We start from the raw sequence: 19,858 nt of genomic DNA, 5'->3' as shown, positions 1-19,858 counted from the left end.
AAATGGATATTGAATTGTTTAATTTTTTAAGAAAGCTCATCGAAACAGAAGATGGGCTTATTTTGTATGCGTTAGCGTTAATTGTCATCATGGAAATTGTAGACTTTGCATCAGGCACATTTGCTGCCATTGTAAATCCTGATGTTGAGTATAAGAGTAGAATTGGAATCAATGGATTAATTCGTAAAGTCTTAGGGATTTTTATGTTACTGTTATTGATTCCGATGTCTGTTTTGTTGCCTGAAAAAACTGGATTTATGTTTCTGTATTCGATTTATATCGGATACCTAGTTTTTACTTTCCAATCACTAATTGAGAACTATCAAAAAGTAAAAGGGAATATTCTACTTTTTAAACCAATTTTAAAAGCTTTTGAACATCTAACTGAAGGAAAGTCTAACGATGATAAGGAGGATAATCATGGAAGTTGATAAAAGTAGATTACGAACAAATCTTCCTCAAATCGGTGAGCAACCCTATCGACAAGTTCATGCTCACTCTACAGGTAATCCTAACTCAACAGCACAAAATGAAGCGGATTACCATTTGCGTCGTCCAGTTGAGTCAGGATTTTTCTCCCATGTGGTAGGGAATGGTCGTATCCTACAAACTTGGTTAGTAGACCGAGGTGCTTATGATGTTGGTGGCGGATGGAATGTTGAAGGTTACGCTCAAGTTGAACTAATAGAAAGCCATGAATCTAAAGAAGAATTCATGAGAGATTATCGACTTTATGTCAAGCTATTACGTGAGTTAGCTGACGAGGCTGGAATCCCTAAAACTCTAGATTCTAGTAGTCTTGCTGGGATTAAAACTCATCAATTTTGTACTTACAACCAACCAAATAATGGAAGTGATCATGTAGATCCCTATCCATACCTTGCAAAATGGGGCATTAGTAGAGAACAGTTTAAGAAAGATATTGAATCTGGTCTAACTGAAGGAAACTGGAAACGAAACGAAGTTGGTTGGTGGTGGGAAGAAGCAGATGGCTCTTATCCAAAATCTCAATGGAAAAATATCAAAGGAGAATGGTTCTACTTTGATAATAGAGGCTACTGTTTCATCAATAAATGGTTCAATGATGGCAAGGATTGGTTTTATTTAGATAAGCGTGGTGCCATGGTTACTGGTTGGATGCATATCGATCATCGTTGGTACTATTTTAAGTCGGATGGTAGAATGGCTAAAGGTTGGGTAAAATATCGTGAAACTTGGTATTACTTGGATGAAAAAGATGGGGATATGAAATCTAAGCAATTTATTAAATCAGGAAACGGATGGTACTATCTCAAGTCTGATGGTTCGTTATCAGTAAAACCAGAATTTACGATTGAACCTGATGGTTTGATTACTACTAACTAAGAGTTTGTAGATACTACTCTTAAAATAAATCTTTAAACAAAATAAACCACCGAAGTTGGTGGTTCATGTGGTATAATATCTATTGTAGAAAAGTGAAGACGGTGGCTCCTTATACCGAAAGAGAGGTGATGCCTATGGGCAGTTCATCAAAATCTGACGGAAAGGAGGGGCACTCTTTTGACCGCATTTGAAGTTGTACAGACAATACTTGGTTTTGGTAGTTTTGCCATTACTTTGATTGGCTTGTGCTATAAAATCTTCAAAGACAAGGACAAAAAATAATCCGTCCCCACTTTTGAGCGAGTAGGACGGATTAAATCTGTTATACGAGCTACCGTCTTTTTAACGGTTCTACGTTGGAGTTGAGTTGGTAGCTCAGCTCCTTTTTCTATGTTTATTATAACATATTGCGATTAAATTTCAAATAAAAAATCTAAGCCTGGTGAAGTACATCAGGCTTTTTCTTTTTGATTTTTTCTTAAAACCGGAAAAATCTATCTTGAAAGTACCTATTTAGGTAAGAGGACAATAAAGACATTTTGTTAAAGTACAGGGTTGCTGATTACTTGACTAATATTGCGTTTAGAGGGATATATAGTGTGTAAAAACTTCTTGTAGGAGGAAAAATGAATATAAGAAAAATTGAAGCAAAGAATAACAATAGAAAAAAGAGAATTTGTGCATATGTTCGAGTTTCTACAACCAACGGAAGTCAACTTGATTCGCTAGAGAATCAAAAAGTCTATTTTGAAAAGTTGTATGCTGAACGTGATGATGTTGAGTTTTTGGGTGTTTTTTGTGACAAAGGGATTTCAGGTTCAAAGTATGATAGACCTGATTTTCAAACTATGCTAGATGCTTGTAGAAAAGGACAAATTGACGTTATCCATACTAAGTCAATATCAAGGTTTGCAAGAGATCTCATCAATGTTCTTGAAATAAGTCGAGAATTAAAAACTCTTGGTATTGATATCTTTTTTGAAGAGCAGAATATCCACACTTTATCCAATGAAGGTGAAGTTGTCTTGACTGTGTTAGCAAGTTTGGCTGAAGAAGAGTTACAAAGCATGAGCGGAAACCAACGGTGGAGTTTTCGTAGAAAGTTCCAGAAGGGAGAATTACTCATTAATGCTAAACGGTTTTTAGGGTATGATTTAAACGAAAAAGGTGAACTTGTTATAAACAAAGCAGAAGCGCAAATAGTAAGAACCATCTTTTATAGTTATTTAGAAGGAATGGGTACACATAGGATTGCTAAAAAACTTAATGAGGGCAAAGTTCCAACTGTAACAGGAAAGAAATGGTATGATAGCACAATTCGTAATATCTTAAAAAACGAAAAATACAAAGGCACTTTACTACTTCAAAAATACTTTCATGATGGTGTAAACGGTCCAAAGAAATTAAATCAAGGACAGTTGGAACAATACTATATCGAAGATAATCATGAAGGAATTGTACCTAAGGAAACATGGGAGAAGGTTCAGGTAAAAATGAAAAGCCGTTCTCGAATCCAAGGTACAAATAAAACCTATAAATTTTCAAGAATGTTAAAATGTCAGTATTGTGGTTCAACATTAAAAAGACAGGTATCTTATAAGAAAAAGATTGTTTGGTGTTGTTCCAAATATATCAAAGAAGGAAAAAATTCATGTAAAGGTATGAGAGTCCCTGAAAGGGATATTGAAGATTGGAAACTTAGTTCACCAGTAATTGTGTTAGAAAGGATCGAAGATGGAGAAAAACATTACAGTTATACCGGCCAAAAAACTTCAGCAAACAGTCAGATCTCAAACTCAGAAAAAGGTCAAGGTAGCCGCTTATTGTCGAGTATCTACAGACCAAGAAGAACAGCTATCAAGTTATGAGAATCAGGTTAATTATTACCGTGAATACATCTTAAAACATAAAGATTATGAGTTAGTAGACATCTATGCAGATGAAGGGATCTCCGCAACTAATACAAAAAAACGTGATGCTTTTAACCGACTAATACAAGATTGTAGAGATGGTAAGGTGGATAGAATTTTAGTTAAATCTATTAGTAGATTTGCCAGAAATACATTGGACTGCATCAAATATGTAAGAGAACTGAAAGAACTAGGCATTGGTGTAACGTTTGAAAAAGAGAATATTGATAGTCTAGATTCAAAAGGAGAAGTACTACTTACCATTCTATCGTCACTCGCACAGGATGAATCGAGATCCATTTCAGAAAACTCAACTTGGGGAATTCGTAAGAAATTTGAGCGTGGTGTAGTTCAAGTAAACACTACAAACTTTATGGGATATGACAAAGATGAAAAAGGAAATCTCATTATAAACCATGAACAAGCTAATGTCGTAAGGTATATATTTGATAGATTTCTAGAAGGATACAGTCCAGAATTTATTTCCAAAGAGTTAAGAGAACAGGAAATACCAGGTTGCACAGGTAAATCAAAGTGGTGCCCAAGTGCTATATGGAAAATGCTTCAAAATGAAAAATACAAGGGTGATGCTTTGCTTCAGAAAACCTATACCGTTGATTTCCTGACGAAGAAAAGAATTGATAATGATGGACAAGTTAATCAATACTATATCGAGAACAATCATGAACCAATCTTAGATAGAGAAAAGTGGGAGATTGTACAGTTAGAAATAGCAAGAAGAAAGAGATTTAGGGAACAACATAAGCTCCAGTTTTATATCATGCAGAAAGAAAACAACCCGTTTACAACAAAAGTATTTTGCGCCGAATGTGGTTCAGCATTTGGTCGAAAGAACTGGACGACAAGTCGTGGTAAACGGAAGGTATGGCAGTGTAACAATCGATATAGGATTAAAGGTCAGATTGGATGTTTAAACAATCATATCGATGAAGAAATGCTTGAGAAAGCCTTTATGAAAGCAGTTGGACTATTGCAAGAGCATAGATCTGATGTGGTAGCTAAGTGGCAAAAGCTAGAGCAAGGAGCAAATCTTCTCCATAAGCACTATGCAAAGCAGATGTATCAGATACTAGATTTAGATAAATTTGATGGAGTTATCATGAATCAAGTTCTCGACCACATCAGTATTTCAGAAGCTGGACAAATTGTAGTAACTTTCCTTGAAGGAACTGAGGTAAATTTATAAGAGACTGTTACTGGGAAGTTACAGTCTTTTTAGGGGTTTAATGGTATAATGAAATTATAAATGTGCATATTGTTTTAATTCTCTGGAGGACGCATAATGTTGAATTTAGTAAAAGGTCATCAAGTTAGCTTGGTAGAAAACCTGTTTGAATCATTTACAAAGTTAACTGAACATCATTTGACGGCGAATGTACACGCAGAAAAAATATTAGAGGTTTTTCAACACTTTATTGCGATTCATGATGAGCCCTTGTTTTTTATTTTGGAATTGCCTGTCAGTGTTGATAGAGAAAAAGTGATAGCAAAGAATATTATCAAGGAATCCCATAAGGATGTTTATTATATTGATGGCTGTTCAAGAGAGGAATGCCTAGCACTGTTGATTAGATACGGTGATTTGCTTGTTAATGATGGACTAAGTAAGTTTGGATTTGGTGGGCATAAAAGTTATAGTCACAATCTCATTCCTTATTTTTAAGACCATCTATGTTATAATGAAGTGAAGCTATTAGAGGAGGTTTATATGTCAACTCAAAGTATTTATGGGGAGTATGCTCAATATCTCCCCAAAATTTTACAAGAAATAACAGACCCCATTATTGCGGCTAATATTGCTAGCAAAAAAGAAACAGGTTTTAAACTCTATGAACATTTCATTTCACGGATTAAGGAAAGCGACTCCATGCGTGTAAAGTGTCGTAGAAAGAATTTGCCTGAGACGAGCCAGTCTGCCCTTAGGGAAATTCGTGACAGCATTGGAATCCGTATTATTTGTGGTTTTGTCAATGATATTTACAAGATCATCGAAGTAATCAAGGCTATTCCTGGTGTCATGGTCTACAATGAGAAGGATTATATTTCAACTGCCAAGCCTAACGGCTATCGCTCTTATCACCTCATTTTGCAAATGGAGACAAATTTTCCAGATGTCCTAGGCAATGATAAAGGGACCTGTCGTCCGAGATGGCAAATCCTTCGTTATGGATATTACCCCAGATATCCATGTGAAAGCCGAGGAAAAGTCTCTCTTTGAACTTGTAACTCTCCTTGTGGATAATGCTAACAAGTATTGTGACTCTGAAGGAACGGTTACGGTAAGGCTTCGTCAAGTCGGAAGAACACGTAAACGGGCTCGCTTATTAGAAGTGGCAGGAGTTGCACGCGATATTGCCGATCCGTGGTATACAGGAGACTTTGATGGGACGTACCGCGATGTGACATTGGGGTGCAAGTCGCTCTTAGAACAATTAAAAAAGGAATTATAGTATGGATAAGATTAGAAAAAATTGGGCAGTGATGATTGCTCTGGCAGCTGTTTCGTTACTTGTCGTCTTGAATTTTAGCGCCATCCTCACATGGATTTCAGAATTTATTGGGATGATGTTCCCGCTTATTTTAGGGATGATTTTGGCATTTGTGTTAAATGTGCCAATGAAGCGAATTGAACAAGGGTTGGAGAAGATGAACTTCCCGCAAAAGCTGCGTAGAAATACCGCAATCGTGAGCATTATTGTGATTCTGCTTCTGATTATTTCGCTGTTGATTTGGATTATTGCGCCAATGATTGCTAAAACCGTGTCGCAACTGAGCGATAGTGTCAATCACTTACTATTCGTGGTGGCGGATTTTGTACAACATTCAAAATTAATGCAATCCAGTGAAGTGAGTCAAATTACCGACTCACTAAGTCAAAGCAATATCGTATCGTCTGTCATTACATTCCTTGGCGGATTTACAACGAATATTTCAGAGCTCTTCTCAAATGTGTTCTCTGTAATTATGGGGATTTTCTTCATGATTAATATTCTCGCAAGTAAGGAAATGCTCGCACGTTTAACGCTTCGCTTTCTCAATGTGGTCTTGCCAAAAGATAAAATCGAGCACATTACGTATGTTGGGGAAGTCATCGTGGACACGTATGACCGTTTCTTGATGAGTCAAATTATCGAGGCGGGAATCGTTGGGGTTATGATTTTTGCTGGATACTCTCTTGTAGGGTTGCCATATGCAGGACTTGTTGGGGTGCTGTCCGGAGTACTCTCATTCCTTCCGTATATCGGGCCGTTTATGGCGTGCGGAATTGGAATGCTCTTCACCTTTACAGAAAGCCCAATTCAAGCACTCATTTCGTTAGTCGTCTTTATGATCGTTCAAATAGTGGAAGGAAATGTCGTCTATCCGATGGTTGTCGGCAGTTCCGTAGGGTTGCCAACGATTCTAACCCTTGCTGCTGCGTTAATCGGTGGAAATCTCTTTGGTTTAGTAGGAATGATTTTCTTCACACCAATCTTTGCCGTGATTTACCGTCTCGTGAAAGAATGGGTGGAGAAACATGAACAAGCTGCTTCAGTGGTAGCTGTAGGAGCTATTATTGATGAAGAAAATTAGTGACTTGAGAATTACGGGGAAAAAGCTCCTCTTTGAAGGGATTGCGTTCCTTGTTGTTGGGATGTTGCTCCTTATATATGGACCAAGTTTCCCAGAATTGATGTTACGTCTGTTTTTAACATTCTTATGGGCCCGCGAACTATGGAATTTTCTATTTCGTTGGTTTAGTAAGGCGACGGCAAAAGACCCGCTTTGGCTGAATGTAGGAAAGTTCATATTGTATGGATTTTTAGCAGGAAATCAATTCTTCCTGTCATTGCCGGTTGCGATTGTAAGCTTCTTGATGGGGCTCAATGAAGTGATGAACGCGGGAATTAGTGGTGTGACGTACTGTATTTATGTCAAAGATGCCATCCGTCCGCGATTCCGCTTGCTCTTTGATACCATTTGGCTTTCAGTTGTCGGGGTGGCCACTTTAATTGCGCTTGGGGGCGACGGCAACTTGCAAATGTTCTTCCTATCGCTTTATCTCATCGGGCATGGGATTAGCAATATTCGTGATGGCTGGTTCTTTGAGGCCGAAGTTGGAAAGAAAGTCCTTCGCAGACGCTTGCGTCGTGGGATGCCGCTTGTATTTGCTGCACTGATCCCTCGAGCAACCCTGCAAAAAATCAATGATGCATTGGAACTTGGAGAAGGCGAAACCGCTTCTGAAATTTACGACCGTGCGAAAGAAAATGCAGAACCCAACTTAGAAATGTTTATTCACGTCACAAAAGACGGATTTGGGGCAATCGGGCATGTCGACCTATGTTATAAGGGACGCATTATTTCATTCGGGAACTACGATACGAATTCCGAGCGTCTGTTTGGAACGATGGGAGACGGGGTACTTTTCAGTGCCGACCGTGAAAAATACATTGAATTTTGTAAACGCGAAAACCATAAGACTTTACTCGGTTATGGCCTGGCGTTATCTCCAGAACAACTCGCGGCCATCGATAAGGAAATCGCCAAATTGATGTCGTTGACAGTACCGTGGGATCCGCCGCAAATGGTGAAACCGAAGCGTCCTGGAATCGACAAAGGAGAACCGATGTATGCCTACAAGCTCAAACAAGAAGCCGTTGCACTCTTGTATAAATTCACTTCTTCAAAATTCAAGACGTATTTTGTCATGAGTACCAACTGCGTACTGCTAGCCGATACGATTGTCGGAACAGCAGGAACAGATATTTTAAGCGCCCGAGGGTTTATTTCCCCAGGGACGTACCAAGATTACTTAGATAAGGAGTTTGAGAGACCGCATAGTCTAGTCGTGACGAAGCGCGTCTATAAGTAAGAACATGGAACTTCAGGAAAAAGAATTCTTTATCCGAGAAGCACTGAAGGAAGCCCAGAAAGCCTATGACCAAGCAGAAGTGCCAATCGGGGCTATCGTGGTCTTGATAAGATAAGAAAAAGAAATGCTCAAATCAGATTTGATAAACATTATAACTAAGATAGACAAAGATGATATAAATTAACGTTTTGTTTGACAGGCAAGTTCTTTTTTTATTAAAATAATTGTAAGTAAAAAAAGAGTGGGTATTTTCTGGTAAATTTCAAAAATAAAACCTTGATTTGGCGCCATTTCTTTTCTGTTCTTCTCGCAGGTGCGAGAGTAACCCCCTTTTGTTGAGAATTTATACCTTTTTAAATGAAAATAATACAAGTAGGACACTTCTAAAAGTGATCTACTTTTTTTAAATAGTTTCATTCTAAAGTTTAATTTTAAACAACGACTCACTCACTTTCATTCTATAATATAGAAGTTTGCTAGCACCACATGTTGAGGCAGTAGTTTTGATGTCAAAAGTGAGCCCAGGCAAGTGAATAAACTGTTGAATATATCAGATCTTCTCGTGAACAATCGTTAAATCATATAGATAGCCTGTCACAAAGCCTTATTTAGCTGTTTTATCGTCACTGTAAGAACTGGTCAATATCTGGTCAATAACTGAGAGTTGACACTATAGGATGGTCTAACTGCATGTGATGCTCCAACAGTAACAGAACCAAAACTTCAGGAAGCAACCTTGAAAGTAATCATTCAGTCGGTACACTGTTCTGATTCAGTTCTTCAAACACTGACAAAGAATATAGAAAGTATGCTTGCAGAAGATAATTCAGAGGGAATGGAGTGCACCAATATACTTACGAAGGAAAAACAAAAAGAATTTTTTATCATAGCAGCGCAAAGATGGATTAGGGAGCACTGGCAGATGAGATTGACATTCTAAGGAAAGGAAATAGAATTTTATGAAACAAGAAATATTTAAAGAATTATATGATAAATTTGATGACAAATTTCAAATAGCGGATTATCAAAAGAATTTAACTTACTGGAAAAAATATGTGGATGAGCTCGGAGATATCGAAGAATTTCCTATAGATAAATGGATCAAACAAAATGAAAATGATAAAAGATATCTGCCTAGCTATTTGGAACATCAAGAAAAACTATTCGGACATGCTAGACCAGGGCTATCTTCAAATGGTTATATGATTTATAAGCATTCAAAAGGTGGATTTTACGATGGTTATCAGAAAAAGGACAAGTTTTTTGATGATATTAGTAAGATAGAAAATGATTATAACTCAAATATATCTAAGTTAATAATGAAGCTGATACATGCAGCTTCTCTTGAAGAAATATATGAGATTGAAAAGAGCGATGAATATAAAAATTTTTCTGGGAAACAGCTACTTAGAAAAATCTCAGTATTAATGTCTATGCTAGAAACCACAAACTATAAATATGAGTTAACATGGATTTATAGAGATGAAAGCTTACATAGTATTGCAGAAATTCTTGATGTTGATACAAATGAATGCGAGACAACGCTTCAGCTAAATAACCATATATATTCTCGAGCGAAGATATGGGCTGAAATTGGAGAGTCATCAGATTTATTGGCTCATATAAAGTTGACCGAATTTTTATGGTTCCTCACAGATACCTCATATAATGTAAAAGAACTTTCTGATATTAATGCAAACAACATAATATTTAATGGTGCTCCAGGTACAGGGAAGACGTATAGCGTATCAAATGGAATTAAAAAGCTTCAGTCAATAAACAGTACATTATATAAAGATGCTTTATTTACTCAGTTTCATCCATCGTATACGTACCAAGATTTTATAGAAGGAATCAAACCGGTAGGTATTGTTGGAGGAAATTTAGATCTAAAGGTAATCAACGGTACTTTTAAAGACTTTTGTATTAGAGTAAAAAAAGAAAATGAAAAGTATTATTCGGAGCATTATGAGGGGCGTAAAACAGATGTTGAAAAAAACATAACTTATGAAAACTGGCCACAATATTTTTATGTTGTTGATGAAATAAATCGGGGTAACTTGTCTAATATCTTCGGAGAAACATTTACTTTACTAGAATATAGAGATTATGATTTTTCTGGAGAATATACAGAGCCATCTTCTAGTTTAGTTTCTACCGCTTTATCAAGAGTGATAGAAACAGTTGATAATAATGATGAGCTTATTTATAAAAATATTAATGATAGAGCGTTCTTTGGAATTCCATTTAATATTCATTTTGTTGGAATAATGAATGATGTTGATAGAAGTATTGATCCGTTTGATCTCGCCTTAAGAAGAAGATTTAAATGGGTTTCTATGTTCTGCAATTATGAAATCATCGAAGATTTATTGATTGAGGAGGGATTTAATGAAGAGACTGTTTCCGATTATATCGAGTCGTGCAAAAAGTTAAATGACTATATATGTAACAAAGGACTGGGCTTAGGCAGAAGTTATGAGATAGGGCATGCATTTTTCTTAAAAATATTAAATGTATCAAATCAGAAAAGGATAACAAAAACTGCTAAGAATATCGTTTTTGAAAATTTCATTCTTGGTACGCTACAGGAATACATACGACAAGTAGCAGATGAAAGTGAATTGGATGATTATGTAAAAAAAGCTCAAGATGAGTTTGGTATTTAACTATGGCAAAAGTTGAAAAGTTAGTGACCAAAGTAAATACGGAATTAATTGGGAGCTTTAAATATGCTCACGATACTGTTGTAGGGCTGTCATTAGTAAAAAGAGCAAAAAGTGATGAGGATAGAGAACGTTCAGTTAATAATGCTTGTAAAAAGATTGCAGTAAAAGAAATGACAACAGAAGTGTTTGATAAAGAAAATGGATTAAAATTAATTTCGTTTTCTGAGTATCATGCACATAAACGCGATAGCGATAAAGAAGAAAAGCCACAGTTAATTTATCGTATAAATCAAAATGGTGATGACTTCGCAATAATGGCTGGTCTGTATACTGGTATTGTTAATGTTGGACAAGATAAATTAGAAATAAAAACCCAATGCTCTGATTTGTTTTTTCGAAGAATAATAAATTTTTGTTGTGGGATTTATGTCGATATCGATTCATCCAAAACAAGTAGTGACAGCAGTGGAGTATATTCTCTAATTGTTCAATATTTATTTTTAGTATCTCTTCGAAAAGTTGCAGGAACGAATCTCCCTAAAAAATATGTGTATAAAAAGGACAGAGATTATAGCATTCGAGGGAATATTGATATTGAACGTTATATAACTAATGACTTAGTATCATCAGACAAAAAAAATAGTTTCAGATATCCTGAAAGAGAGAATGCACAAAATATTATCGATATTTTATATTGTGCTATTAAAGAGTGTAAAGTTGAACAAGCTGTGCTACCTGATATTTTGAGTGTAAGAAATTATTTAGCTGAAAGTTTTTCTGGACGAAGACCATCAAAGTATACTGTTAATAGTATTTTAAAAGATAAGATTCTGAAAAATAGTTTATATGCAAATTACAAGAAGCCACTTCAATACGCTCAGTACATATTAAATCTGAGAGAGCTTAATGATGGAAATACAAACAAATATAATAGCGTAAGTGGGTATTTAGTAGATGCCTCATTCTTGTGGGAGATGTATATATATAATTTGATGAAAATTCATCTTCATGATTGGGAAGTCAATGCACAAGAAGAATTGCGTTTTTATGAGCAAACATTTTATGCGAAAAATAATTATCCGGATTTTGTATTACGTCATAGATTGACTGGAGAAATTGTAGTATTAGATGCAAAATTTAAAAATATGGAATTTAATGGATGTGATGTTGACAATGCAGACATCAGACAACTTCATGGATATTCTTATTATTATCATTTGCAATATGGAGATAAATTCAGAGGTGCAGGTTTGATTTACCCAGCGAAGGAACGTATCCCTCAGAATAAAGTAAATGTTGATTTTATGTATGGAATCGATGACTTAGTTCAAAAGTTTGGTGTATTTACTGTTAAAGATCCCTCAGGTGATGAAACAATAAATGGAAATGAAGAATATTTCATTAAAGAATTAAAATTATTTATAGGTGATGAATCATGAGTGGTGATCCAAAAGCAATGAAGTTACCACCGAAACTGAGTGATGATCCGTTACGCTAGTTTATTACAAACTTAATTCAGATAATTGAATCTTTAAATTAGAAAGAGGGAATGATGAGGAAAAAGATTGTGTAATTGGATTAGTTCAAAATGAAGAATATCATAATCGTAAAATAGAAGGATAAATAAAAGGTAGAACTTCCTCTGAATTCATAACTATGTAGCTCTATTCATAGACGTAAAAAAACTTAAATATACTCTTGAAACTTCAACGGCATTTGTATTGTTTGTTGTTGGTACAAATCCAGAAAACGAAAAGGTATACTATGAATGCGTGCAGGATTATTGTATATCGAACTCAAGTATGTTTGAAAAATTAGACGTTCAAAAAACAGATACTATTCGAGGGGGCTGTTGAACAAGAACTTTTAAGCGGTGATGAGTTATTTAAGGAATTAGTAATGATTAATTTTGTAGATTGTAATTTAAGAATATAAAGAGATATGAAGAATAAACACCTTTTAACGATAGATTTGACCTATCGTTAAAAGGTCTGTGTATAAATTTTTCAATACCAAGGTAATTCATAGATAACTGTTCTTCCATATTGAGGTGGTAGTACTTGACACAAGTAGTCAAATCATGAAAAATCCTTCATCTGAAGCAATTTATAAAAATTGGAGTTTAATGAGATAAAAATGATTTTAGAAATAGAAAGATTGATTCTTCGTCCCTGGGAAGAAAAAGACGCCAATGATTTATTTCAATATGCCAGTAATCCAGAGGTTGGACCGGTTGCAGGTTGGCCAGTACATACTAGTGTTGAAAATTATAAAAAGTTATTTTTCCGCACCTGAGATATATGCCATTGTTTTAAAAGAAACGATGCAGCCAGTGGGTAGTATAGGATTGATGATTGGCTCTGCAAGTGATAAAGGGATTCCGGATACTGAGGCGGAGATTGGTTACTGGATAGGAGTTCCCTATTGGGGTCAGGGCCTGATACCAGAAGCAGTTCGTGAGATGATGAGACATGGACTTGATGACCTGAATCTGGAGAAATTATGGTGCGGTTATTTTGACGGCAATACAAAGTCACAGAGAGTTCAGGAAAAATGTGGGTTCCGTTATCATCATACAAAAGAGAAGGTTCCATGTGCATTGGAAGGAGTTCTTTGCACAGAACACATATCCTGTCTATCAAAGGAAGAGTGGATGTCATTTAAGTAAGGCATAGCTGTTGTAGAGTAAGGAGTTTACGACGAAATTATACGTGAACAGCAGACCGCTAAGTATTAAAAATCATAGAGTCCTTTGAATGAAAGGGAGAATGAAAAGCGTGAAGGTAGCTTCTCTAATCGAATAGAGGATAAGAATCAGAGCAATAGTTCAAGTTGGGCTTCTAGATACTATAGTCTGACATGCTATCAATCTATTTCAGAAGCTGGACAAATTGTAGTAACTTTCCTTGAAGGAATTGAGGTAGATTTATAAGAGACTGTGACCGGGAAGTTGCAGTCTTTTTCAGGTTTTAATGGTATAATGAGATTATAAATGTGTATAATATTTAAATTCTCTGGAGGACGCATAATGTTGAATTTAGTAAAAGGTCACCGAGTTAGCTTGGTAGAAAGCCTATTTGAATCATTTACAAAGTTAACTGAACATCATTTGACGGCGAATGTACACGCAGAAAAAATATTAGAGGTTTTTCAACACTTTATTGCGATTCATGACGAGCCCTTGTTTTTTATTTTGGAATTGCCTGTCAGTATTGATAGAGAAAAAGTGATAGCAAAGAATATTATCAAGGAATCCCATAAGGATGTTTATTATATTGATGGTTGTTCAAGAGAGGAATGCCTAGCACTGTTGATTAGATACGGTGATTTGCTTATTAATGATGGACTTAGTCAGTTTGGATTTGGTGGGCATCAAAGTCATGATGAGATCATGCTTGATAGCTATAATGTTGTAACAATTTATAGTAAAGAACTATCGAAATTTAATGACTTTTTTGAACCTCATAATATTCAATTTGTAGAAGAACTAGTGACTGCTTGGAAAACTTTTTCTAAGACCTCACCAGGAATCTCTGAAATCTATGAAAGTAATGGAAAAACTGTTTATGACTTGCCTGAAGAATTAGCTGAATGGGGAATATATTTAGCTGAAACTCGAACAGAATAGGCATAGTTATAGATTAGAAAGAGAATATTTCAATTCCTCTAATACCCGAAATTTAACTTGAGTCAATTTATAGAAGGAAAAGCTAGATGTAAGCACACGTTGAGGCTGTATCACTCTTTGTACGATCTAAAAAAAAGTAGAGTAGATTTTTAGTATATTTATAGATGTGACATTGGACATTAGGAGGTATTTTATGTTAGGAGCAATAGTTGGAGACATTGTTGGTTCTGTTTACGAATGGAACAATATTAAAACGAAAGACTTTCCATTATTTCGTGAGGATTGTTTTTTCACTGATGATACGGTTATGACCTGTGCTGTTGCAGAAGCCATTATGAATGGCGGTCAGAAGGATGACTTTATTGATGCCATGAAAAAATATGGTAGGATGTATCCCGATGCAGGTTACGGTGCAAGATTTGGGAATTGGGTTGATGGCGACGATCGAGAACCTTATAATAGCTTTGGCAATGGCTCAGCAATGCGTGTTTCTCCATGTGCCTGGGCCATGGATTGTAGTTTCTGTGCACGAACGGGAGCCTGGCCGTCCAGAAGAGCTCTTGCACAACTTTCTGCTGAGGTGACTCATAACCATCCAGAGGGGGTCAAAGGAGCTATGGCGACGTCTGATGCTATCTTTATGTGTCGTTATTACTTTGGAGGTTATAGTGGCGACTATGGAAAACCGGTCAACGACAATCCTACGGAGTGCAAGAGACTCATCAAGGAATACATAGAGCAAGAGTATGGATATAATCTTTCTCAAACACTAGATGAAATTCGTCCTACTTATCGTTTCAATGAAACTTGCCAGAATACGGTACCTCAAGCTATCATTGCCTTTCTTGAAAGTACAGACTTTGAAGATGCTATCAGAAATGCTATTTCTCTCGGCGGAGATAGTGACACTCTTGCTGCCATCACAGGAAGTATAGCAGAGGCTGCTTATGGTATACCTGATTGGATTAAGGAAAAAGCCTATACCTATCTCGATGAGCCTTTGAAAGAGGTGCTTAGACGGTGGGAGAAAGAAGTTTCGATATCATAATGAGAACTAACTAGTTAGTATTAAACTCTGAAAAATAAAATTAAGGAAGTTGAGCAAATACTAGGGTAAAGAGTTATCACCTTTTGAGAAGAAAAGGTAGAAACAAACTTAACCAAGTCATGAGCTTGACCACTGAAAAATAGCAAAGCGACGAGATAAGAAACAATCTCGTCGCTTTTGCTTTAAAGTTAATGTTACCATGGATTCATGTTGCTCTATTCAGGTATTTACTCAGATTTTTGTTTATTCATTAGTAAAATGCATGTTATTACTGCTATACAAGATAGCAGAATCAAATACCATAGATTTGCAAGTCGAAGCCCATTATCTAACATCAAACGGTATCCCCAATAAGCCGGAAAAACATGGCCTATTACTTGAAGAAAATCAGGGAGCAAACTAATTGGAAACATAATCCCTGAAAGCATAATTGAAGGCAAAAATACAAGTTGAGCTAACATGGTCAGCTTTGCCTGGTTTTTTAAAGTAAGTCCCAGTATACTTCCAATACTCAATGATACAACAATATAGATGGTTAGCGAAAGTAAGAAAAATGGAAGTTGAGTCGGTAGACTTGCTTTAAATAAAATAGGGGCAAGTAGCAGAATCACAATGCTGGTCATCATCAAATGGACAAAAGCCGAGAGAACCATAGTTAGCAATCCTAAATAAATAGGAACTCCATTTGCATTATAAATTTTTTTAATGTCGCTTCCATAAATTTCAACCAATGAAGGTGGCAAGCCAAGAAAGGCCCCCATTGAAACACTCATGACTATCATAGACTGTATGAGTGTGGTTCCCATTCCAGGCGAAACGGAAGTAAAAATACCACCCATGATAAGAAAGAAAAGAAGCGGTACAATATAGAAAGTAACCAAGAGAGATTTGCTTCGTATATCTAATTTCCACTGTAATACTAGACTATATAAAAAACAGTTCATTCTGATTCCCTCCTTGCCATTTTGATGAAATGCTCTTCCAAGGTGCCACGATCAACCTTAATATCCAATACCTGGATTTTTTTCTGCTTGCATTCATTCAATAATGAAATTAAGGTATCCTCAATATTGGTCGTTTCAAAAGACTTCTCTGCTTCTTGAGTCTTCAAATGGATATAATATCTTCTTCCAACCTTGTCTGTCAGCTCTGAAGGAGTGCCACAAAAGACAATATTTCCACTGTTCAAAATATCAATGCGGTCACATAAGGTCTCAACTTCAGCCATATCATGACTTGCCAAAACGATTGTTTTCCCTTGTGATTTGAGATTCCGTATTTGTTCGTGGAGGGCTAGTCTTGCTTCAACATCAAGTCCCGCTGTCGGTTCATCGAGAAAAATAATATCGGGATTGCCGATAAGTGCAAGAGCGAGATGTAGTCTTCTTTTTTGTCCCGTGGATAATTGCAGATATTGTGATTTCTCAATTTCTTTTATTTTCAGAGCTTTAAGCATATTATCATCAATTTTTGTTTGATTCCATTTCGCAAAGAGCTTTATCGCTTCCATAGGTTTAATATGAGCGGGCAAAGAAGATGACTGCAATTGAATTCCCATTTTGCCGTTTACAACAATAGAGCCTCCATCATATTTTCTCAGACCTTCAATACATTCAAGCGTTGTTGTTTTCCCAGCACCATTCACACCAAGTAAAGCGAAAATTTCTCCCTTTACGATTTGAAAATTAAGACCTTTTAGGACCCCATGACAGCCGTAATTTTTATTTAGTTCACGAACCTCTATTGCGTATTTCATGGCTACACCTCCTCAAAGGGATTGGTTCCAAGTCTTGAAAAATAAACTTTCAAAGCGGGCTCTAAATATGAGTTAACGATTTTTTGCTTTTCCTCCCAAGCGTTAGTAGCGGTATCAATATTACCGACTGCCATCAACTTCGGAAGCATAGTCATATCTCCATTTGTAAACTCCATGATCAAGCCCCAGTATTCTTGAACAACTTGTTGGCATTGTTCGCTATCAGCTGGCACCTTTTCTTTTTGGAGCTTCACAATCTCATCACTCAGGTGATTAAATCTGTCCAGAAAGTCTGATCCGCTTTTCTTGTCAAATCGACTGCGTATGCGGTCCAGCGTATCATCATCAAAACGTTTAATCAGAGAGTAAGATTCATTCTTCATTTGTAAATTGACAATAATATCTGCATACTTTTTAAAGTCAACCGTCTGTATTTGTAAAACTTCAACTTTTAACTGCTCTATTTCTGACAATGATGCCTGAAGCTGTTCTATTTTTTGGCGAATATCATCTGCTTGCTCTGTAAGAGCATTTGCAACTTCAGCTGGAGTTTTCAAAGAGTTCAAACGCCCCTTTATATCCTTCAGAGAAAAACCAAGTGATTTCAAGGATATAATCTGATGAAGTATGACTAGATCTTTATCGGTATAAAGCCTACGTCCCCCCTCACTTTCTGCAGATGGAGAAAGCAATTCTTCTTTATCGTAGTATTGTAGAGTACGGACTGTAACACCCATTTTCTTTGCGACTTCCCCAACTGTCATAAAACCTTCAGGGATTGCTCTGAATTTTGCCATCATTCTCACCTCCTAATATATATTATACATCATGACGCAAGGTCATGAGCAAGCGCTTTATAAAAATTATTCTAGTGATCTCGTTTACTTAATATAAATGAAAATGCTTGTGAAAACAGCTATTTAAAGGTGACAAAAAGGAGTTGAAATAGAAGTCCCAAAACAATTACTTGCATTTAGTATATCTTTTTGCTTTGTTCAATGATTGGTGCTATAATGTAGTTAAAAAGTAAAGAAAATATAGGAGATATATGATGAAATCAACTTATATTATTGTGTTTTTTCTTGTCCTTTGGCTCTTGCTTTTTGTTGGATTTATGATTGTATATAGCAATAGAAAGAAAAAAGCTGTTAGCTTTGTTAATGATAATAGTGATAAAGCTGTTGTTCATTTATACTGTTCAAAAACTAAAATTAATGGACAGAATCTTGCTGACTTTAATCCAATAACTGGAGAAAACCTAGAAAAGGTAGTTGCTTTAGTTTCAGGGAGATATACAATTGAGGGCGTTTATAAAACGACTGAGACTCGACTGAATCAAACAATCAATATCAAATCAGAAAATATCAGTATGGATCTTGACTTGGAGGCTGGGAACACCTATTCAATAGCTATGTACCTATACTCTCCTGAAGAAAGACAAGAGTATGAGAATGGCAAAATTGATGAAGTTGTTTTGAGTGTTCCGTTAACCATTGTCGTGGGTAGTGATTTCATCAAAGCATACATTATTTGCTACAAAGAAAAATGATTATCTAAGAGGCTGGGCTTAAGTTTGTTACTGGCCTCTTTTCTAAAATTAAGTCAAGCTATGAGCAGCATCATTTTGTCAAGTAGGCTTGCTAATTAATCCGAATTTATGTGGGAGATAAATATTATGAAAAAGAGTACCTATAATCTATTAACTAAGATTCCTATATACGGAGTTTTATTAAAACAATCGAGTAAAGGTGAGATGAGGCTATGCAGTCCATTCCTTCAAGATTTGGCGGAAGAAGGGATTAGACCAATTGAAATTTATGAACTTCTAGAAGAGAAATATCCAGGTGAAGTGGTAACAAGAGATCGTTTTTATGAAGGTTATAATAAAATACTTGAATTAAAGTTTAAGCAGGAGATTAACAAAATTTAATGTCTTACTTTTATTTTTCAACAGAAGTACCACAGGCTGAGATAGTAATAACGTAAAAATGATCAGAATTAATAGAAATAGTTAAGATTAGAGGATGCTAGATGGTTATATTGGAATTGTACCAAAATGATTTTTCTAAAGATTTAGTCGTGTTTGATTCTTTAGAGGAGGGGAAAGCCTTTGTAGCTCAAATCCCTGGATATACTTTAGAAACAGAAGATGGTTTTGAAGTGGAGTATTTTAATCCTAAACACTTGCCCGATTATATAGAAATTGTCTTCAATGGGAATATTGTCCCTTTATCTAGGTTTTCGTTTAATTCTGAGGAAAATGTGGACATTATTTGGAAAGAGATTTCGAATCTATCGGTTAAAAACGATAAAGTGATTGAAGGAGCTACAAAAGTCGATGCCTATGTCGTTAATAACGATGAAGTCAAATCTTATATCGAAGCAAGAGAAACTAGGTATCATCAGGCAAAAGACTTTTTAGAGCGCAGTGGATATGAAGTCGACAGAAGCTTTTTCGGAAGTGAAGACGGTGAAGCGATTGTCTACAGAAAACGTGACACCGAAGATTGGCACTTCCTATGTCACCTAGACCCATCGTTTGTAGAGATTGAAGATGTAGAAGGATATATTAAAGAGTATATCCAATAGTCACTCAAATTTCCTTT

22 protein-coding genes and 2 pseudogenes are annotated in these 19,858 nt (G+C 35.9%); 21 read left to right on the top strand and 3 right to left on the bottom strand.

Features of this window, described 5'->3' with window-relative positions; translation table 11 throughout:
- The first annotated feature begins 2 nt into the window (after window positions 1-2).
- The 18 genes and pseudogenes from ACORHT_RS05370 (at window position 3) to ACORHT_RS05285 (ending at window position 15,496) form a co-directional block, all read left to right on the top strand.
- Window positions 3-431, top strand: a complete 429-nt coding sequence (locus ACORHT_RS05370; protein WP_045616014.1) for a phage holin family protein — start codon at window positions 3-5, stop codon at window positions 429-431.
- Window positions 421-1,365, top strand: a complete 945-nt coding sequence (locus ACORHT_RS05365) for an N-acetylmuramoyl-L-alanine amidase family protein (RefSeq protein ID WP_142557286.1) — start codon at window positions 421-423, stop codon at window positions 1,363-1,365. Before ACORHT_RS05370 ends, ACORHT_RS05365 begins: the two co-directional genes overlap by 11 nt.
- A gap of 153 nt (window positions 1,366-1,518) precedes the next feature.
- Window positions 1,519-1,647 carry a putative holin-like toxin gene (locus ACORHT_RS05360; protein WP_173276792.1) on the top strand — a complete coding sequence of 43 codons (129 nt, stop codon included), beginning with the start codon at window positions 1,519-1,521 and terminating at the stop codon, window positions 1,645-1,647.
- 344 nt (window positions 1,648-1,991) lie between these two features.
- Entirely contained in the window at window positions 1,992-3,233 is a 1,242-nt protein-coding gene (locus ACORHT_RS05355; RefSeq protein WP_185928428.1) for a recombinase family protein, read from the top strand.
- Window positions 3,121-4,482 carry a recombinase family protein gene (locus ACORHT_RS05350; RefSeq protein ID WP_176607573.1) on the top strand — a complete coding sequence of 454 codons (1,362 nt, stop codon included), beginning with the start codon at window positions 3,121-3,123 and terminating at the stop codon, window positions 4,480-4,482. Before ACORHT_RS05355 ends, ACORHT_RS05350 begins: the two co-directional genes overlap by 113 nt.
- A 96-nt stretch (window positions 4,483-4,578) precedes the next feature.
- Window positions 4,579-4,959 carry a hypothetical protein gene (locus ACORHT_RS05345; protein ID WP_230309757.1) on the top strand — a complete coding sequence of 127 codons (381 nt, stop codon included), beginning with the start codon at window positions 4,579-4,581 and terminating at the stop codon, window positions 4,957-4,959.
- A gap of 45 nt (window positions 4,960-5,004) precedes the next feature.
- Window positions 5,005-5,514 carry a GTP pyrophosphokinase gene (locus ACORHT_RS05340; RefSeq protein ID WP_000107274.1) on the top strand — a complete coding sequence of 170 codons (510 nt, stop codon included), beginning with the start codon at window positions 5,005-5,007 and terminating at the stop codon, window positions 5,512-5,514.
- Window positions 5,426-5,630, top strand: a pseudogene (locus tag ACORHT_RS05335) (two-component sensor histidine kinase); the annotation flags it as partial. The gene ACORHT_RS05340 and the pseudogene ACORHT_RS05335, both read left to right, overlap by 89 nt.
- A gap of 117 nt (window positions 5,631-5,747) precedes the next feature.
- Entirely contained in the window at window positions 5,748-6,869 is a 1,122-nt protein-coding gene (locus tag ACORHT_RS05330; RefSeq protein WP_142557284.1) for an AI-2E family transporter, read from the top strand.
- Window positions 6,856-8,151 carry a hypothetical protein gene (locus tag ACORHT_RS05325; RefSeq protein WP_434349641.1) on the top strand — a complete coding sequence of 432 codons (1,296 nt, stop codon included), beginning with the start codon at window positions 6,856-6,858 and terminating at the stop codon, window positions 8,149-8,151. Before ACORHT_RS05330 ends, ACORHT_RS05325 begins: the two co-directional genes overlap by 14 nt.
- 4 nt (window positions 8,152-8,155) lie before the next feature.
- Window positions 8,156-8,254: pseudogene (locus tag ACORHT_RS05320) on the top strand (tRNA-specific adenosine deaminase); the annotation flags it as partial.
- A gap of 633 nt (window positions 8,255-8,887) precedes the next feature.
- Window positions 8,888-9,091: a hypothetical protein gene (locus ACORHT_RS05315; RefSeq protein WP_434349640.1), complete on the top strand. Its 204-nt coding sequence runs from the start codon at window positions 8,888-8,890 to the stop codon at window positions 9,089-9,091.
- Between the two features lie 19 nt (window positions 9,092-9,110).
- Window positions 9,111-10,820 (top strand): AAA family ATPase, encoded by a 1,710-nt coding sequence (locus ACORHT_RS05310; RefSeq protein ID WP_434349639.1) that lies wholly within the window; start codon window positions 9,111-9,113, stop codon window positions 10,818-10,820.
- Between the two features lie 2 nt (window positions 10,821-10,822).
- On the top strand, window positions 10,823-12,259 hold the full coding sequence (locus tag ACORHT_RS05305; protein WP_434349638.1) for a 5-methylcytosine restriction system specificity protein McrC: 1,437 nt from the start codon (window positions 10,823-10,825) through the stop codon (window positions 12,257-12,259).
- A gap of 697 nt (window positions 12,260-12,956) precedes the next feature.
- On the top strand, window positions 12,957-13,115 hold the full coding sequence (locus ACORHT_RS05300) for a GNAT family N-acetyltransferase (protein ID WP_434349637.1): 159 nt from the start codon (window positions 12,957-12,959) through the stop codon (window positions 13,113-13,115).
- Entirely contained in the window at window positions 13,081-13,488 is a 408-nt protein-coding gene (locus ACORHT_RS05295) for a GNAT family N-acetyltransferase (protein ID WP_434349636.1), read from the top strand. The genes ACORHT_RS05300 and ACORHT_RS05295 overlap by 35 nt, the downstream gene beginning before the upstream one ends.
- Before the next feature lie 360 nt (window positions 13,489-13,848).
- Entirely contained in the window at window positions 13,849-14,448 is a 600-nt protein-coding gene (locus tag ACORHT_RS05290) for a hypothetical protein (RefSeq protein ID WP_434349635.1), read from the top strand.
- Between the two features lie 193 nt (window positions 14,449-14,641).
- Window positions 14,642-15,496 carry an ADP-ribosylglycohydrolase family protein gene (locus ACORHT_RS05285; protein WP_434349634.1) on the top strand — a complete coding sequence of 285 codons (855 nt, stop codon included), beginning with the start codon at window positions 14,642-14,644 and terminating at the stop codon, window positions 15,494-15,496.
- Between the two features lie 227 nt (window positions 15,497-15,723).
- Here the strand turns inward: ACORHT_RS05285 and ACORHT_RS05280 are convergent, their stop codons facing one another.
- The 3 genes from ACORHT_RS05280 to ACORHT_RS05270 are packed head-to-tail and all read right to left on the bottom strand — an operon-like array spanning window position 15,724 to window position 18,049.
- Window positions 15,724-16,440, bottom strand: a complete 717-nt coding sequence (locus ACORHT_RS05280; RefSeq protein WP_434349633.1) for an ABC transporter permease — start codon at window positions 16,438-16,440, stop codon at window positions 15,724-15,726.
- The gene (locus ACORHT_RS05275) at window positions 16,437-17,252 is read right to left on the bottom strand and encodes an ABC transporter ATP-binding protein (RefSeq protein WP_434349632.1); all 816 of its coding nucleotides are present in this window, start codon (window positions 17,250-17,252) and stop codon (window positions 16,437-16,439) included. The genes ACORHT_RS05280 and ACORHT_RS05275 overlap by 4 nt, the downstream gene beginning before the upstream one ends.
- A gap of 2 nt (window positions 17,253-17,254) precedes the next feature.
- The gene (locus ACORHT_RS05270) at window positions 17,255-18,049 is read right to left on the bottom strand and encodes a MerR family transcriptional regulator (RefSeq protein WP_434349631.1); all 795 of its coding nucleotides are present in this window, start codon (window positions 18,047-18,049) and stop codon (window positions 17,255-17,257) included.
- A 254-nt stretch (window positions 18,050-18,303) separates the two neighbouring features.
- On the opposite strand from ACORHT_RS05270, the gene ACORHT_RS05265 reads away from it, so the two are divergent.
- From ACORHT_RS05265 to ACORHT_RS05255, 3 genes are all read left to right on the top strand, one after another.
- Complete coding sequence (locus ACORHT_RS05265) at window positions 18,304-18,801, top strand: hypothetical protein (protein ID WP_434349630.1); 498 nt, start codon at window positions 18,304-18,306, stop codon at window positions 18,799-18,801.
- A 126-nt stretch (window positions 18,802-18,927) separates the two neighbouring features.
- Complete coding sequence (locus tag ACORHT_RS05260) at window positions 18,928-19,182, top strand: hypothetical protein (RefSeq protein ID WP_006153970.1); 255 nt, start codon at window positions 18,928-18,930, stop codon at window positions 19,180-19,182.
- A 101-nt stretch (window positions 19,183-19,283) separates the two neighbouring features.
- On the top strand, window positions 19,284-19,841 hold the full coding sequence (locus ACORHT_RS05255) for a hypothetical protein (RefSeq protein WP_414320708.1): 558 nt from the start codon (window positions 19,284-19,286) through the stop codon (window positions 19,839-19,841).
- The last annotated feature ends 17 nt before the right edge of the window (window positions 19,842-19,858 follow it).

This window comes from Streptococcus sp. KHUD_014 (assembly GCF_051106275.1).
In the GTDB taxonomy this organism is placed as follows: Bacteria; Bacillota; Bacilli; order Lactobacillales; family Streptococcaceae; genus Streptococcus.
Note: the sequence above shows the minus strand (reverse complement) of the source record. Positions and strands in the feature narration are given on the sequence as shown.

Coding starts and splice junctions, on each gene's coding strand:
- ACORHT_RS05370 (WP_045616014.1), top strand. CDS start 3: ATGGATATTGAATTGTTTAATTTTTTAAGAAAGCTCATCGAAACAGAA.
- ACORHT_RS05365 (WP_142557286.1), top strand. CDS start 421: ATGGAAGTTGATAAAAGTAGATTACGAACAAATCTTCCTCAAATCGGT.
- ACORHT_RS05355 (WP_185928428.1), top strand. CDS start 1,992: ATGAATATAAGAAAAATTGAAGCAAAGAATAACAATAGAAAAAAGAGA.
- ACORHT_RS05345 (WP_230309757.1), top strand. CDS start 4,579: ATGTTGAATTTAGTAAAAGGTCATCAAGTTAGCTTGGTAGAAAACCTG.
- ACORHT_RS05340 (WP_000107274.1), top strand. CDS start 5,005: ATGTCAACTCAAAGTATTTATGGGGAGTATGCTCAATATCTCCCCAAA.
- ACORHT_RS05330 (WP_142557284.1), top strand. CDS start 5,748: ATGGATAAGATTAGAAAAAATTGGGCAGTGATGATTGCTCTGGCAGCT.
- ACORHT_RS05325 (WP_434349641.1), top strand. CDS start 6,856: ATGAAGAAAATTAGTGACTTGAGAATTACGGGGAAAAAGCTCCTCTTT.
- ACORHT_RS05310 (WP_434349639.1), top strand. CDS start 9,111: ATGAAACAAGAAATATTTAAAGAATTATATGATAAATTTGATGACAAA.
- ACORHT_RS05305 (WP_434349638.1), top strand. CDS start 10,823: ATGGCAAAAGTTGAAAAGTTAGTGACCAAAGTAAATACGGAATTAATT.
- ACORHT_RS05300 (WP_434349637.1), top strand. CDS start 12,957: ATGATTTTAGAAATAGAAAGATTGATTCTTCGTCCCTGGGAAGAAAAA.
- ACORHT_RS05290 (WP_434349635.1), top strand. CDS start 13,849: ATGTTGAATTTAGTAAAAGGTCACCGAGTTAGCTTGGTAGAAAGCCTA.
- ACORHT_RS05285 (WP_434349634.1), top strand. CDS start 14,642: ATGTTAGGAGCAATAGTTGGAGACATTGTTGGTTCTGTTTACGAATGG.
- ACORHT_RS05280 (WP_434349633.1), bottom strand. CDS start 16,440: ATGAACTGTTTTTTATATAGTCTAGTATTACAGTGGAAATTAGATATA.
- ACORHT_RS05275 (WP_434349632.1), bottom strand. CDS start 17,252: ATGAAATACGCAATAGAGGTTCGTGAACTAAATAAAAATTACGGCTGT.
- ACORHT_RS05270 (WP_434349631.1), bottom strand. CDS start 18,049: ATGGCAAAATTCAGAGCAATCCCTGAAGGTTTTATGACAGTTGGGGAA.
- ACORHT_RS05265 (WP_434349630.1), top strand. CDS start 18,304: ATGAAATCAACTTATATTATTGTGTTTTTTCTTGTCCTTTGGCTCTTG.
- ACORHT_RS05260 (WP_006153970.1), top strand. CDS start 18,928: ATGAAAAAGAGTACCTATAATCTATTAACTAAGATTCCTATATACGGA.
- ACORHT_RS05255 (WP_414320708.1), top strand. CDS start 19,284: ATGGTTATATTGGAATTGTACCAAAATGATTTTTCTAAAGATTTAGTC.